12 protein-coding genes are annotated in these 14,822 nt (G+C 59.3%); 10 read left to right on the top strand and 2 right to left on the bottom strand.

Annotated elements, in window-relative coordinates; translation table 11 throughout:
• Positions 1 to 63: 63 nt before the first annotated feature.
• Together HMPREF7215_RS04070 and HMPREF7215_RS04065 are read right to left on the bottom strand one after the other, a co-directional pair.
• Positions 64 to 579: a nitroreductase family protein gene (locus HMPREF7215_RS04070; protein ID WP_009164392.1), complete on the bottom strand. Its 516-nt coding sequence runs from the start codon at positions 577 to 579 to the stop codon at positions 64 to 66.
• A gap of 231 nt (positions 580 to 810) precedes the next feature.
• Positions 811 to 2,004 (bottom strand): aminotransferase class V-fold PLP-dependent enzyme, encoded by a 1,194-nt coding sequence (locus HMPREF7215_RS04065; RefSeq protein WP_009164391.1) that lies wholly within the window; start codon positions 2,002 to 2,004, stop codon positions 811 to 813.
• A 298-nt stretch (positions 2,005 to 2,302) separates the two neighbouring features.
• Here HMPREF7215_RS04065 and dnaA point away from each other — a divergent pair, with 298 nt between their 5' ends.
• From dnaA to HMPREF7215_RS04015, 10 genes are all read left to right on the top strand, one after another.
• Positions 2,303 to 3,619, top strand: coding sequence for a chromosomal replication initiator protein DnaA (gene dnaA, locus HMPREF7215_RS04060; protein ID WP_009164389.1), 1,317 nt, complete (start codon positions 2,303 to 2,305; stop codon positions 3,617 to 3,619).
• A 248-nt stretch (positions 3,620 to 3,867) separates the two neighbouring features.
• Positions 3,868 to 5,025: a DNA polymerase III subunit beta gene (gene dnaN / locus HMPREF7215_RS04055; protein WP_009164387.1), complete on the top strand. Its 1,158-nt coding sequence runs from the start codon at positions 3,868 to 3,870 to the stop codon at positions 5,023 to 5,025.
• A gap of 6 nt (positions 5,026 to 5,031) precedes the next feature.
• Positions 5,032 to 6,090, top strand: coding sequence for a DNA replication/repair protein RecF (recF, locus tag HMPREF7215_RS04050; RefSeq protein WP_009164386.1), 1,059 nt, complete (start codon positions 5,032 to 5,034; stop codon positions 6,088 to 6,090).
• Positions 6,091 to 6,184: 94 nt separating this feature from the next.
• Entirely contained in the window at positions 6,185 to 6,769 is a 585-nt protein-coding gene (locus tag HMPREF7215_RS04045) for a hypothetical protein (protein WP_156797425.1), read from the top strand.
• 16 nt (positions 6,770 to 6,785) lie between these two features.
• Positions 6,786 to 8,678, top strand: coding sequence for a tRNA uridine-5-carboxymethylaminomethyl(34) synthesis enzyme MnmG (mnmG, locus tag HMPREF7215_RS04040; protein ID WP_009164384.1), 1,893 nt, complete (start codon positions 6,786 to 6,788; stop codon positions 8,676 to 8,678).
• Positions 8,679 to 8,809: 131 nt separating this feature from the next.
• Entirely contained in the window at positions 8,810 to 9,292 is a 483-nt protein-coding gene (locus tag HMPREF7215_RS04035) for a DciA family protein (RefSeq protein WP_083798245.1), read from the top strand.
• Positions 9,293 to 9,373: 81 nt separating this feature from the next.
• Entirely contained in the window at positions 9,374 to 10,114 is a 741-nt protein-coding gene (locus tag HMPREF7215_RS04030; protein WP_040550417.1) for a pseudouridine synthase, read from the top strand.
• A 128-nt stretch (positions 10,115 to 10,242) separates the two neighbouring features.
• Positions 10,243 to 10,785, top strand: coding sequence for a rubrerythrin (rbr, locus tag HMPREF7215_RS04025; RefSeq protein ID WP_009164380.1), 543 nt, complete (start codon positions 10,243 to 10,245; stop codon positions 10,783 to 10,785).
• A gap of 144 nt (positions 10,786 to 10,929) precedes the next feature.
• Positions 10,930 to 12,447 carry a sodium:solute symporter family protein gene (locus HMPREF7215_RS04020; RefSeq protein WP_009164379.1) on the top strand — a complete coding sequence of 506 codons (1,518 nt, stop codon included), beginning with the start codon at positions 10,930 to 10,932 and terminating at the stop codon, positions 12,445 to 12,447.
• A gap of 179 nt (positions 12,448 to 12,626) precedes the next feature.
• Entirely contained in the window at positions 12,627 to 14,525 is a 1,899-nt protein-coding gene (locus HMPREF7215_RS04015; RefSeq protein ID WP_009164378.1) for a phosphoethanolamine transferase, read from the top strand.
• Positions 14,526 to 14,822: the final 297 nt, after the last annotated feature.

Here is a 14,822-nt window from a genome sequence, read left to right as displayed (position 1 = left end):
CAAAGATCAGAAAAAATGTTTCCAAAAAACTCCGCTGCTGAGGCAAAGATTCGCCATCGCCGTCTATTCGCTCCAGATGCCGTAACGCACTTTGCTTTCGTCCACGCCGCTGTAAGCCTCTTTACGCTCGGCGGCATAGCCCATCACGGTGATCCCGAGAACCTCTACGCCGTCGGGCAGCTGCAAAAACTCGCGGACCGCCGCTTCCTTGGCGGCACGGCGGTAGACGCCGTACCACAGCGAGCCGAGACCCAGCGACTTGCAGGCGATCTGCATGTTCTCCATAGCGGCGGCTCCGTCTTCGATCCAAGCCAGGCCGCTGTCGTAGCCGCGCAGATCGGCAAGGACGGCAATGGCCCACTGCCCTTCGCGGAAGGGATCTTTCTGCTGAACTTTTTCGGCCAGAGAGCCCATCCGCTTTTTATCCAACACGACAAAACGCACCGGGCGTTCCCCCTTGGCGCTGGGAGCTGCGCAGGCGGCCGCCAAGACAAGCTTCATTGTGGATTCGCAGACCGGTTCTTCAGTGTAGCGGCGGATGCTGCGGCGAGCCATGATGTTCATCAAAGTCTCGTTCATGATGTCAACCTCCAATACCATAGCAATTACGTATTATTTTATACGTGAGCGTATTATAGCACGGGGATAAGAGGAATTCAGCAAAAATGGAGTATACAACGCTTAAATTTTCCGTCAGAAAGACCTGACAGAAGCCGACTCGACATCGACGAACGTCTGTTGTCAATGTTCCACGTGGAACATTTCTTATGAAAAAATCCCCGCAGACAACGTTTGCGGGGATCGGAGCGATCAGTTTGCCGGCAGTTTTGGGGCGCGCACGACCGCCAGCGAATCAGCCAAGATTCGCAACGCTTCGTCAACCTGAGCGGGGGTGTTGAAATAGCCGAGGCTGAGGCGCAGCGCGCCTTGCGGAAAGCAGCCCAACGTCTGGTGCCCCCACGGGCTGCACTGCAGACCGGGACGCGTTTCCAGACCGCGGCTGCTGAGCTCGGCGGCGAGAACGCCGTTGTCCACGCCTTCGAAGTTGACGGCGAAGACGGATAACCGTTTTTTGTCGATCATTTCCGGCAGTCCGTACAGGATCAGACCGTCAAATTTTTTCAACCCCGCCAAAAAGCGGGCGCCCAGTTCGTTTTCGTGGGCGCGGATGACGTCGACGCCGCGTTCTTCGATCCATTTCAGGGCCGCGTTCAAACCGGCGATGCCGGGCAGATTCCCCGTGCCGCTCTCGAAACGGTCGGGCATGGCTTCCGGCTGCGTTTCCACATGCGAGAAGCTGCCAGTGCCTCCATCGACCAAGGGCTCGCAAAGACGGGCGAATTCAGGCTGCCAGACGATGCCGCCCATCCCCTGCGGCCCCATGAGCCCTTTGTGCCCTGTAAAGCACAGCGCCGCCAGGCCGAGCGCCGCGGCGTTCAGCGGTATCAGTCCGGCCGTCTGCGCCGTGTCGACGACAAGGCGCACTCCCCGCTTGCGGCAGGCGGCGGCGATGGCTTCGAGATTTTGTACGGAACCGCACACGTTGCTACAATGGCTGATCACAACCAGGTCGGCTTTTTTCGCGTCAAGCGCAGCCGCCAGTTTTTCGGGATCAAGATAACCCCGCCGGTCGCAGGGCAGGATCTCCAGATCGACGCCGTCCTTTTCCAGGCGGCGCAGCGGGCGCGTCACGGCGTTGTGTTCCATGGACGTGGTGACGGCGCGCATGCCGGACTTGAGAAATCCTTTCAGCACGACGTTGAGCGACTCGGTGATATTAGCCGTAAAAGTCACGTACACGGGCGAAGCGTTCTCGTAGCCGCCCAGCAGGCGCGCCGCGCGCTCGCGGCACTCCAGCACCAATCCCATGGTGCCGAGGTCTCGGGCCGAAGCGGTTCCCCGCCCCAGGTTGGCGCCTCCGGAACCGAGAAAATCGCTCATGGCGCGGGCGACACAGTCCGGTTTCGGCCACGTGGTGGCCGCGTTGTTGAAATAGATCGACATGATCAACTGCCTCCTCCAGCGAATGATCGACGAAACGAGAGCGAAAATAAAACGACTGGAACGTCGGAGTCCTTCCGATTCTTCGAACCAGATCGAAAAGTTTTACTTATCATAATAAAAAGTTTTAACGAGATCATCCTGATTATACACCAGATTTTTCCTTTTTCTCTCCACAAAAAAATCTCGCTTATCGAGTTATAGTGGACAACTCTTGCAACTCTCGTCCAATTGTGGATAATAAGACTGGATTATTTTTGAGCTCAGGAACAGTAAAACACAAAAGTAGGAGCTTTCGACGATGAAAAACGCAGAAGAAATCTGGGAGCAAATTCTGGAAGGAGCCGCCCCGCTCCTGCCAAACCAGACTGTCGACATCTGGCTTAAATCATGCTCTCCCCTCCGTATGGAAGACGACCGGCTGGTGCTGGACGCCGGCAATTCCTTTGTCGCCAAAAAAGTCAAGGACAGCTTTCTGGCGACGTTGGAAAGCGTGATGCAGCGCAAAGGGAAAGGCAGCGGCATCGACCTGGTCTACGACAGCAAGCCAGTCGGAGCGGAAGAGGCGCTTCCGTCTCCCCAGCCGCATTCTCCGATCGGCTCGAACGGGCTCAACCGGCAGTACGATTTCACCTCGTTCGTCGTCGGCAAATCGAACCGTCTCGCTCACGCCGCCAGTCTGGCTGTCGCCGAAAGTCCCGGAGAGGCGTACAATCCTCTGTTCATCTGGGGCGGCGTCGGGCTGGGCAAGACTCACCTAATGCACGCCATCGGCAATTACGCGCAGGGAAAAAACGGGAACACGAAAGTCACTTACCTCTCCTCCGAGAAGTTCACCAACGAGCTGATCACGGCGATCAAAAACGCCCGCACCGCGGAGTTTCGCGCCAAATACCGTCACGTGGACATCCTTTTGATCGACGACATCCAGTTTCTGGCCGGCAAGGAAAGCACACAGGACGAGTTCTTTCATACTTTCAACGACCTTCATACCGAGCACAAGCAGATCGTGCTCAGTTCCGACCGACCGCCCAAGGAGCTTGGCGACATCGAGGACCGCATTATCAGCCGCTTTGAATGGGGTTTAGTGACCGACATCCAACAGCCCGATTACGAGACCCGCATCGCCATCCTCAAGAAAAAAGCCGAGCAACGCCGCATTCCCGTCAACGACGACGTCATCGGCTTTCTTGCCGAAAACATTCCCAGCAACATCCGCGAGCTGGAGGGCGCTTTGAACCGCGTCATCGCCAGCGCCAACTTCTCGCAGGAGCCGATCACCATCGAAAACACGCAGGAGTGGCTCAAAGACGTAATCGGCAGCGGCCGCCGCGGGCTCCTCACTTTCCAGAGCATCATGGACGTGGTCTCCAGTGAGTTCGGCTTCTCTCCAGAGGATATTTGCAGTAAGCGCCGCACGGCGGAAGTGGCGCTGGCCCGTCAAGTAGCCATGTACATGTGCCGTATCCACACTGAATCCAGCTTACAGCAAATCGCCAAGGATTTCGGCAAAAAGGATCATACTACGGTGCTGCACGCGCTGAAAAAAATCGAGATGCTCATGAAGGAAGACGCCCGTGTGAAAAAGATTGTGGAAAACATCGATAAAAAGCTGTGATTGAGCAGAGGATTTTCTGGAGGTTCAACGGTGGATAACCGCTTCGATTCTCCAAAATCACAAAAAAATGTGTATATTTTGGATAAATTTCCACAGCTTATCCGAAAAAAATTCCACAGCGCCACGTCAGATTTTTCTAATGAGTTTCTCGTTTATCCACAACATTCACGTGACCTACTACGTCTTTTACGGTTTTTATAAATCTCAAACCGAAGAATAAGTCAAAGGAAAGAGAGGATTCTCCACAGATGAAACTCGAAATCACCCAAAACGAATTCATGAAATACTGGTCCATGGCCGAAAGAGTCACCGGAACGAAGAGCACGATGGCGACGCTGGCCAGCGTTCTTTGCGTTGCCGATGAAACGGGCGTGATGCTGAACTCCACGGATCTGAAGACAACGATCCGCGTCAAAGCCGAAGGCGCGACCGTCCTTGAGCCCGGCAAGGCGATTTTGCCGTTGAAAGTCGTCGGCGAACTTTTCAAGAAGATCGTCGCCAGCCCTTTTACCGTCGAGGTTGACAACGAAAAAGGGACGATCAGCGCCGGACGCAGCCATTATTCCTTTACGACCTGCAACGTCGGCGATTTTCCCGATCTGCCGTCTCCCCGCGCCGCCGAGGAGTTTACCCGCGTTTCCGCCGGCGAGCTCTCGCGCGTGCTGGCCGAAGGCGGCATCGCCGGGGCGCCGAACGAAGATTTTCCCAAGTACCTGTCCGGCGGCCTGATGCAGATAGCCGGCGGCGAGCTGCGCGTCGTCGCTACCGATGGGCGCCGCCTTTCGCTGTCGAAGACCATGATCGAAAACGCCGATGCGGCGTCTTCCGCTCGGGAGATGTTGCTGCCGCTGAAATCGCTTGAAGAATATCAGCGTATTTTGACTGGTTTTGCCCCCGACCAGGAGGTCGAAGTGCTTCAGGACGGCGCCGTAACCTACTTCAACATGCCGGGCGTGCAGTATTCCGTGCGCTGTATCGATTCAAAATTTCCAAACTACGAACGTATTCTCAGCAACACCAGCACCACGCAGATGCAGGCGGACCGTTCCGGCTTCATGCAGGCGCTGGATCGTATCAACATCGTCGTCGGCGACAACAGCCGCGTCGTCATCCTGACGCTGTCGCCGGGAGCGGCCATGGAGCTGAGCGGTCGCGCTCCCGAGATCGGCGAAGCCAACGAAAGCGTTGACGCTTCCATCAGCGGCGAGCCGCTCAAGGTGGCGTTCAACGTCGGCTATTTGATGGCCGGCATCAAGGCGTTCCACGGCAGCGATGTGACGCTGGCTTTCAACGGCGCCGAGGGGCAGATGATGATCACGCGCCCGGGCGGCACGGATTTCGTTTACATGCTCATGCCCATCAAGCTCAAGTCCATGGATGTCTCTGAGACGGCCGAGGAGTCTTAAGGCGGCATGCGGATCGCACAGACGCGCTTCCGCAATTTTCGCAATCTGGAAAACGCGCTCATCGCCTGGGAGCCGGGGCTGAATCTGCTGACCGGGGCCAACGGCGCAGGCAAAACCAATATACTCGAGGCTCTCCACGTCGTCACCGGCTGGGGAGCCTTCAGCGGTTCGAAATGTTCCGACACCGTGAAATGGCAATCCGAGGGCGGCGCTTCCCTGGCGGCACAGGCGGCAGGCGAGCGGGAAGCCATAATCGAAGCCGTGATCATGGCCCGCGCTTCGCTGCGTCTCGACGGCAAGCTCTGCCGTTGGGGCGATCTGAGAAACTGCGTGCCGTCGCTGACGTTTTTGCCGTCGGACATGGCCTTGATCGAGGGCGCGCCGTCCGTGCGCCGACGCTTTCTCGACCTGCTTTGCGCGCTTTATTTCCCGCTGTACGCCTACAAGCTTTCCGAGTACCGCAAGATCACGCAGCATCGCCGTCATCTGCTTGGGCTCGGCCACTCGACGCGCGTCACGGAGGAGACCATGGCCAATTTATCCGCCTGGATCTGGGAATGTCGTCTCGAAGTGATCGCGGCGCTGCGGGAGCATCTGGAAAAATGGCGCGGTCTTTTGCCCCGGAAAATCGACCTGAACTTAAAAAGGGGCGGAAGCGGCAATGCCGATGACCTTTTGGAGGATTTTCACCGTTCCTGCGCGATCCTCGCGGAACGAGAGCGGGCTTCCGGCCTGCCTTTGGTCGGTCCGCATCGTGATGATCTGGTCATCGGCTGCGAGGGGCGCCTGGCGTCGGAAGTTCTCAGCCGCGGCCAGCGCCGTCGCGCCGCGCTGGCGTTGGTGATGGGCGCGGCCTCGGCGGTGGAGCGGCGCGGTCGCGCGTCGCCGGTGCTGCTGTTTGACGAAGTCGCTTCCGAGCTCGACGAAGCGGGCCGCACTGTGCTGATGGAATGTTTGCAGCACAGTCGCTGGCAGGTTTTCGCCGCCACGGCGGAAAGTGCGCTGCCATGTTTTCAGGGGACGCGCTGGCAGGTGTCGGCGGGAAAGATCCAGCGCCTTGATTAAACGAGTTTGAAGATATTGATGAATTCTGATGAATAAAATCGATGTGCGCCGGAAAATTGTTTTCCGTTATTTTTTCCTTGGGGAGGAACTCAACATGAAGAAAATTCTTTTAGCGCTTTTGTTGGCCGCGGTGATGGGCGCGGGGGCCGGCGCCGCCGAAATCGACGACACGATCGACGGCGTCTGGGGCGTGAAGTTCGGCACGTCCGTCGCGGAAGCCAACCGCATCATGACCGAGCAGAACGCCGCCGCGCTGCTGTGCGAGTACAGCTACGTTCCCAACTATCACGAGGCGTTTTACAAAGTCAACTTCTTCGGGCGCGAAGGCCATCTGCTGCTGCGCTTTTCAAAACGGGGTCTTTTTTTGGCCCGCTTCGCCTTTATTCGCGCGGAGCAATTGCCGGCTGCCGCGCCTCAGAGAGCCGACGTCGCCGAAAACGAGCATAAGAATAAGAAAGAGAAGAAATATCTCGCTTTCAGCCGCAATTTTACGGAGCTCAACGCTATGCTGACTCGTAAATACGGCGCGCCTAAAGCGGAATACGCCGCTGACGGCGCGGTTTCGGGCTACCAGTGGATCACCGGCACGTTCGGGCGCCGGTCCGTCGCTCTTTTCGAGAATCGCTCGCTGTCCCGCAACGACACTGTGCTCAGCTACGAGGACGCCAGCCGCAAGTAAGGATTTCGGTGCCTCCGTGCAAATTTTTCCCGAAAACACTTTTGACGTTATCGTCGTCGGCGGCGGCCATGCCGGCTGTGAGGCGGCCCTCGCCGCGGCGCACATGGGGGCGCGGACGTTGATGATCGTGCAGGATGTCGATCACGTCGCGCATATGCCCTGCAATCCTTCCATCGGCGGCCCGGCAAAAGGCCATTTGGTGCGCGAAATTTCGGCGCTGGGCGGCGTCCAGGCCCGGGCCGCCGACGCTGCCGCGATGATGATGCGCTGGCTCAACACTTCGAAGGGGCCGGCCGTGCGCGCCCTGCGCGCGCAGTGCGACCTGCACGATTACCACGGTTATTATCTGCGGGAGCTGGTGAACTGTCCAAATTTACGGGTTTTTCAGGACCAGGTCGACGCGCTGTGGGTTGAAAACGACCGGCTCAAGGGAGTGAAGACGCGCTTTCAGTTGAGCTTCGAAGCACCGCGCGTGATCCTGACGACCGGCACGCATCTGGGCGGGCGCGTCCACGTTGGGCTGGTGAATTTCGCTTCGGGGCCGATGGGACAGCAACCCGCCGTCGGACTTTCCCGATCCATTGCTGAGTTGGGTATCGTCATGCAGCGCCTCAAGACGGGGACGACGCCGCGCCTGTACCGCGACAGCATCGACTGGAGCCACATCGAGCTTCAGGAAGGCGATCCCCATCCCGTCGGCTTCGACTTCTGGGATGAGAAAAAAATCCGCCGCGAGATCAGTTGCGGCATGATCCGCACTAACGCCCGCACACACCGCATCATCAAGGACAATCTCGACCGTTCGCCGATCGTCCATGGCGAGATCACCGGCGTGGGGCCGCGCTATTGCCCTTCGATCGAGTCGAAGGTGATGGCTTTCCCCGAGAAGGACAGCCACCCTATTTTTCTCGAACCCGTAGCGCGCGGCAGCGTCGAGATCTACGTGCAGAACTTCTCCACCAGTCTGCCTTTCGACGTGCAAATCGCCATGACCCGCACTTTGCCGGGCTGCGAACGCGCCGTGATCTTGCGTCCCGGCTACGCCATCGAGTACGACGCCATCGATCCGCAGCAGCTTTCGCTGTCGCTGGAGATGAAACGCCTTCCCGGTCTGTTCTGCGCTGGCCAGATCAACGGCACCTCGGGCTATGAAGAGGCAGCTTCGCAGGGGCTGCTGGCGGGCGTCAACGCCGTGCTGTCGATGCGCGGCGAAGAGCCGCTCGTGCTGCGGCGTCATGAAGCTTATCTCGGCGTGCTCGTGGACGACCTGGTCACCAAGGGCACCCACGAACCGTACCGTATGCTCACAAGCCGGTGCGAGCACCGGCTGCTGCTGCGTCACGACAACGCCGACCGTCGTCTCGCCCCGATCGGGCGTCGTCTCGGCCTTTTGGATGATGAAAAGTGGCGCCAGCTTTGCGAGCGCTGGGAACGCGAAGATCAGGAGATCGAAACGCTGGAACGGGTTCACGTCGCTCCGACTCCGGCTAACGCAGTGCTGGCGGAAGAAGGACTGCGGCCGCTGGAGCGCGGCATGAGCGCCGCCGAGCTGCTGCGCCGTCCCGAGGTGGATTACGAGCTGCTCTGCCGTATCGTTCCCGATGGCCGCCTTAAAGGCGAAGAAGCCGCCAATGTCGAAACCGCGGTCAAATATCAGGGCTATATCGCCCGCCAGCAGGCTGCGGTGGATAAGATGCTCCGCTTGGAAAGCATGAAGATCCCCGTCGGTTTCGACTACGGCGAGCTTCGGGGACTGCTGGCCGAGAGCCGCGAGAAGCTCGAGCGCGTCCGCCCGATGACGCTGGGGCAGGCCGGCCGCATTTCCGGCGTCACTCCCACCGATCTTCAGCATCTGGCGCTCTATCTGAGCGAGCGTTCCCGCCGTCGCGAAGCGGCGCGCTGCGAGTAAAGGCTTAAATTTTTATAATGTTCCACGGCGGATCAATGTTCCACGTGGAACATTTTTCAACAGAGCCGATGTGAACTTGTTTTGTGAAGTGTGCGGTTTTTCTCTATTTATTTTGAAAGGGGCGCGAGAGTATGGCGAAGGATCAGATATCTGCCCCAAGGGCAGTCGGTTCCGTGATCGTCCATAATCTGCCGTCGGCTTTTCAGATCGCTTTTAAGCTGGCCGACATGGAACGCCAATGGCTCACGATTGTCGGCCCGCAGCTCTCCGCTTTGACCCGTCCGAGCCGCCTCGAACGCGGCGAACTGATCGTCGCCTGCGAGTCGCCGGCCGCGGCGCAGATGATCAAATTGAGCGCCGGCACGCTGCTGCGTCGCGTGAAAAAGCTGACAGGTTTGGAGCTGCCCGGCGTCCGCGCCGTCGTGTCGCGCCTCGAACGCCAGCGTGAAGCGCCGCCTCCTCCGTCGCGACGTCTTCAGGTCTCGCCGGAAATGGTCGACGAGGCCTTAAACCGAGTGAAAGCGACCGTCAAGGATCCCGATACGGCGTTGTCGTTGGCTCGCCTCGAGGCGGCGGCGCGGACGCGATGGGGTGAAGGGCGCAGGGAGGAGTGAAAAACGATCGGTCGTTTTTTGATTGCGGGCGGTTCGCTCGGGAAAGGCGTTCATGTATCCACAAAGAGAGGTGCATAATTTGTGAATAACTTGCGCGGGGAGATGCGCCTCTCGAAGCGCATGGCAGAGCTTGGTCTTTGTTCCCGGCGTGAAGCCGACGAATACATTTCGCGCGGGCTCGTCAGCGTCAACGGCGTTCCCGCCGTGCTCGGGCAGAAAGTAACGGAACGCGATCGCATCGAAATGAACCGCGTCGCCGAACGGGATCAGAGCCGCCGCGTCACGATCCTCCTGCACAAACCGCTGGGATACGTTTCCGGCCAAGCCGAAGACGGTTACCGGCCCGCCCGCGTGCTGATCCGCCCGGAAAACTGTTGGAGCGGCGACAAATCGCCGCTGCGTTTCGACCTCCGCCAGCTGCAGAACCTTGTCCCGGCCGGTCGGCTCGACGTCAACTCCACCGGGCTGCTCGTGCTCACCCAAGACGGGCGCGTGGCGCGGCGCCTCGTCGGCGAGGACAGTGCCGTGGAAAAGGAGTATCTCGTGCGCGTGGCCGGATCTTTGAGCGAACGCGGCCTGGCGCTGCTCAATCACGGCCTCAGCCTCGACGGCGAAGAGCTTCTGCCCGCTCGGGTGCGATGGCAGAACGACGATCAATTGCGCTTCGTGCTGCAGCAGGGAAAAAAACGTCAGATCCGCCGCATGTGCGCTCTCGTCGGGCTCGAAGTGCTGGCCCTCAAACGCGTGCGCGTCGGTTCAGTGCGCCTGGGGGCGCTGCCGCCGGGACAGTGGCGCTATCTGCTTCCCGAAGAGACCTTTTAGGGAAAAAAACAAGCTGTTAGTCTTGACAAATTTTATCAGAATAATCTATATTGAATAAAGGTCCGGGGGGAACGGGCAGAGATTTTTGCGGGAAATCCGTACAGTGATTCTGAAGGGGGATTTTTATCATGGAAAACATCAAGGGCACTCAGACCGAAAAGAATCTTCAGACCGCTTTCGCCGGCGAGTCGCAGGCGCGCAACAAGTACACCTACTATGCCAGCAAAGCCAAAAAAGAAGGCTACGAGCAGATCGCCAAGATCTTCGAAGAGACGGCGGGCAACGAGAAAGAGCACGCCAAGATTTGGTTCAAGCTGCTTCATGAGGGCGACGTCCCCACCACGGCGGTAAACCTCGAAGACGCCGCGGCCGGCGAGAACTACGAATGGACCGACATGTACGCCGGTTTCGCCAAGACCGCTCACGAAGAGGGCTTCACCCGCATCGCCAAGCTTTTCGAGATGGTCGGCGCCATCGAGAAGGAGCACGAAGAGCGTTACCGCAAGCTTCTCGCCAACGTCAACGGCGGTCTGGTCTTTTCCCGCGACGGCGACATGGTCTGGCAGTGCGCCAATTGCGGCCATATCGTCGTCGGCAAGAAGGCGCCGCAGGTCTGCCCCGTCTGCGCCCATCCGCAGGCGTATTTCCAGATCAGGGCGAACAATTATTAAAATCTGCGGATACAAAAAAAGCGGCTCATTCCGTGAAGGAATGGGTCGTTTTTTTGCGCGCTTCAACTGTGCTTTACGAGAACGAATGCGGGGGTATAATAAATTTTCCGTGTCATATTCAGCGAAGAAAAGGAGCGGGTTTTCATGACGGGACTGACGGTCGCCGGAATCGTTCTGGTCCTGGCGCTGATCATCGGCGTGGGGCTGTACTCGGGAAGAAAGGTGAAGAACGCTAAAGATTTTCTCACCGGAGGAGGCAAGGCCGGACCAGGGCTGGTCTGTGGCGCGTTGATGGGCAGCCTGGTCAGCAGCCAATCGACGCTGGGCTCTGTGCAGCTGGCCTTCCATTACGGCCTGGCGGCCTGGTGGTTCACGCTCGGTTCCGGCCTCGGCTGCCTGCTGATGGCGCTGGGATACGCGAGGGCGCTGCGGAACAGCGGCTGCGTCACGGAGCTGCAGATTATCTCGGGCGAATACGGCGGCACGGTGGAAAGCATCGGTTCCGTGCTGAGCGCGACGGGGATCTTCATCACGGTGCTGTCGCAGGTGATGGGCTGCATCGGTCTGTTCACGCTGATGTTCCCGTCCATGTCGGTGACAACGGCGGCGGCGCTGGCGGTGCTGGTCATGTGCTGTTACGTGATTTTCGGCGGCGCCTGGGGCGCGGGCATGGGCGGCGTGGTCAAGGTGGTTCTGCTCTATCTTTCGCTGATGGGCGGCATGGTTCTGGTTCTCCGCTCCGAAGGCGGGCTCGACGGCCTGACGGCGGCGCTCTCCTCGCTTCTGGGTGGCACGCCGCTGGGTTTGGTGCAGCAGGCGGCGAACAACGTGCCGAATTTGACGGGCGCGGCTGATATTCCCCGTCGTTTCATGAATTTGACGGCGCGCGGCACGATGAAGGACCTCGGTTCCTGTGTGTCGCTGCTGCTCGGGGTGCTCTCCACGCAGACGTACGCTCAGGCGGTATGGAGCGGCCGCACCGACTCGGACGCCCGCAAGGGCGTGTTGCTGAGCGCCTTTTTGATCCCGCCGCTGGGCATCGCCGGCGTGCTGATGGGGTTGTCCATGCGCGCTCATTACATCACGGCGGCCGAAGCGGCGGCGCTGGCCGCCGTCGGGCAGGCCGTGCCCGACCTGCCGGTGCTGGCCAGCACGCTGCACGTGATGCCGGCCTTTGCGATGGATCATCTGCCGCCGATTCTGGCCGGCGTGGTGCTCGGAACGCTGCTGATCACGGTGATCGGCGGCGGCGCCGGGCTGTCGCTGGGGATGGCGACGATCCTCGTCAAGGATATTTACAAACGCTTCTGGCCGCGTTTGTGCACGCCCGCGGGGGAACTGCTGGCCACGCGTTTGACGATCGCCGTTGTGCTGATCGTGGCGGCGGTGCTGTCGATCGTCATTCCCAACAAGACGCTGAACGATTTCGGTTTTCTCTCCATGGCGCTGCGCGGCGCCGTGGTCTTCGCGCCGATGACCTGTGCGCTGGCGCTCAAGGGACGCATCCGTTCCGGGTTCATCCTCGCGGCGATCGTTCTCGCTCCTGCAGCGGTGGCGGCGGGGCATTTTTTCGAACTGCCCGGCGATCCGCTGTTGACGGGCATGGGCGTCTCGGTCGGCGGCTGTCTGCTGGGGCTGCTGTTCCCGCCGCGCAAGCGGTAAAGAACCGTTCCCGAAAACGGCGAGCTTCCCGTGGTCCTGCGCAAGGGGAGCCCGCCGTTTTTTTGCGAGCTGTCTTTCTGGAATTTTACGATTCTTTCGCTTATACTTAATCAGTTGTGAGTTTCTGGTATCGGTGAAATTTCAGCCGATTTGGGGAACGACAAAAGAGGTGAGTTTCTTTGCTTGGATATTTTCGCCGCCACCGCGCGGTGGCCTCGCTCTTTCAGGGCGCGCTGCTGGCGGCGCTGATGACGTTGTTTCTGGCCTGGCCTCTGTACCGCTCCTGGATTTCGGCGAATTTCCTGACCTTCGTGATGTCGGAACGTCTGCGGACGACGCAGCTGTTTATCGAGTTTGCCGGCAGTTGGGCGCTGTGGTCGGCGATCTTGTACTGGCGCGGCGGCGCCGGCGCGAAGATCTACGCGTTCTTTCTGTTTTTCGAGTTTGCGCCGGCCTTTCTCTGCCGCGCGCCCAGCGGGCTGTACGAATATGCCTGCCTGTGCCTTTTTCCGGCCTGCTGGACGCTGCTGGCGTGTATGCTTTCGCAGCGATTCGCGGGCGCGAAGCGCCTGTTCGGAGCGCTGCTGACGGCGCTGCTGGCGGCTGGCGTCGCGCAGTACATCGTCTATTTCGTCTATATCGTACGCTATGGGCGGCGGCTGGGTTCCAACACGCTGATGACCGTTCTCGGCACAAATCTTGTCGAAGCGAGATCTTTTCTGTTGGATCAATTCGGTTTGCTGCCGACGGCGGCCAGTCTGGGGCTGTTCGTGCTGCTGGCGGCGGTGCTGCGCTCGCTGATCCGGCGCTGTCGTCCCGTGAAAAGCCTGTGGTGCGCCGCCGCGACGCTCTGCTTTTGCGTGGCGTTGGCCCTGTCCTGCCGCGCGAAGGCGACCAGTTACAGCAATCTTTTTTTTGACTTTCAAAAAGGCTATCGTCAGTATCAAACGGCGCTCGACAGTTTGGAAAAAGCCCGTTCCGACCCGCAGCGCCGCATCGAAGACCTGAAGATCTCCAGAACGGGACGCGGCGAAGTCTGCGTGGTCGTCGTCGGCGAGTCGGCCAGCCCCAGGCACATGCAGCGCTGGGGCTACCGGCGCCCCACCACGCCCTGGCTCTGTTCCAGCGACGCGGCGGTCCAGGAAGCGCTGATCGTGCTGAAGCGCGCTTATTCCTGCATGGTTCACACCGAATCGGCCGTGACGCTGGCGCTGAGCCAGTTCAGCAATTACGACCCGCGCGTGCTGCTGCATTTCGACCATCGCGACAGCTCTTTCATGTTCACCGGCATCATGAAAGCCTTTTCGCTGCTTGAGATCCTTGCCGGCGCCGGCGTCAAGACGCACTGGTTCAGCAACCAGGAGAAGATCGGCGCGTACAACAATCTGGTCAGCGCGCTGTCGCGCGACGCCGGAGAACAGGAGTTCATCGAAGACCTGCCGCTGCTCGACCGCAAAAACGGCCATCAGGACGAAGAGATTCTGCCGCTGCTGCGCCGGGCGCTGCAGCGCGCCAAAGACGGCGAGAGCCACGCGATCTTCCTGCACCTGCGCGGCAGCCACTGGAGCTACCGCAACAGCGCGCCCGAAAACTGGCCGTGGCTGCCCCGCGTCAAGGGCAGCAAACTCCTTTCGCGCGAGCTGCGCGAGCGCATCGACGCGTACGACCGCAGCCTCACCTATACGGACGACCTGCTGCGGCAAATCACTGAAATCCTCGCCCAGTCCAAGTTCGCCGTCAGCAGCATGGTCTATTTTTCCGACCACGGCGAGGACGTGACCGGCGTCGGCCACAACTTCGACGCCTTCAAACCCGTCATGGCCGAGATCCCCGTGGTGCTGTGGCTTTCGCCGGAATATCGCCGCCGTTACGCGGCGACGACGGCGCAGCTGCGCGCGAATTCCGGCCGCATCTTCACCAGCGACCTGATCTGCCCGCTGGTGCTGGGGCTGATGCACGTCCAGCACGCCAACGCCGTGCCGGAGCGTCAGCTCACCTCGGAGAAATACGCCGTCAACGAACAGAACGCCCGCTTCTGGGAAGGCCGCCTGCTCAAGTCGGTCGTGCCGGGTCTGTAATGTTTGTCCTTGCAATAAAAAGACATCGTTGATATCAACGAGAATGGGGCGAACGCCGTTTTTTTTGCCGCGACGGCGTTCGCCCCGTTTTTTTGTTCCGTCGACGAGAAGTCAAGCTAAGTATAACGAAAACGATCACAAACTTCATAATTGCATCATAAATAAAAAATATTACAAAAGCGAGTGTTCAGCGCTCCGAAGCGGTTCGTTGCATGAAATAATCTCGTCTGTTCCAAGGCTCCTGTATTTCAGCTCCTTGGTCAAAGTCTTCGTCTCTTAAAATTGGAGTGATAATAT

Source organism: Pyramidobacter piscolens W5455 (assembly GCF_000177335.1).
Classification (GTDB): Bacteria; Synergistota; Synergistia; order Synergistales; family Dethiosulfovibrionaceae; genus Pyramidobacter; species Pyramidobacter piscolens.
This window is presented reverse-complemented; position numbering and strand designations above follow the sequence as displayed.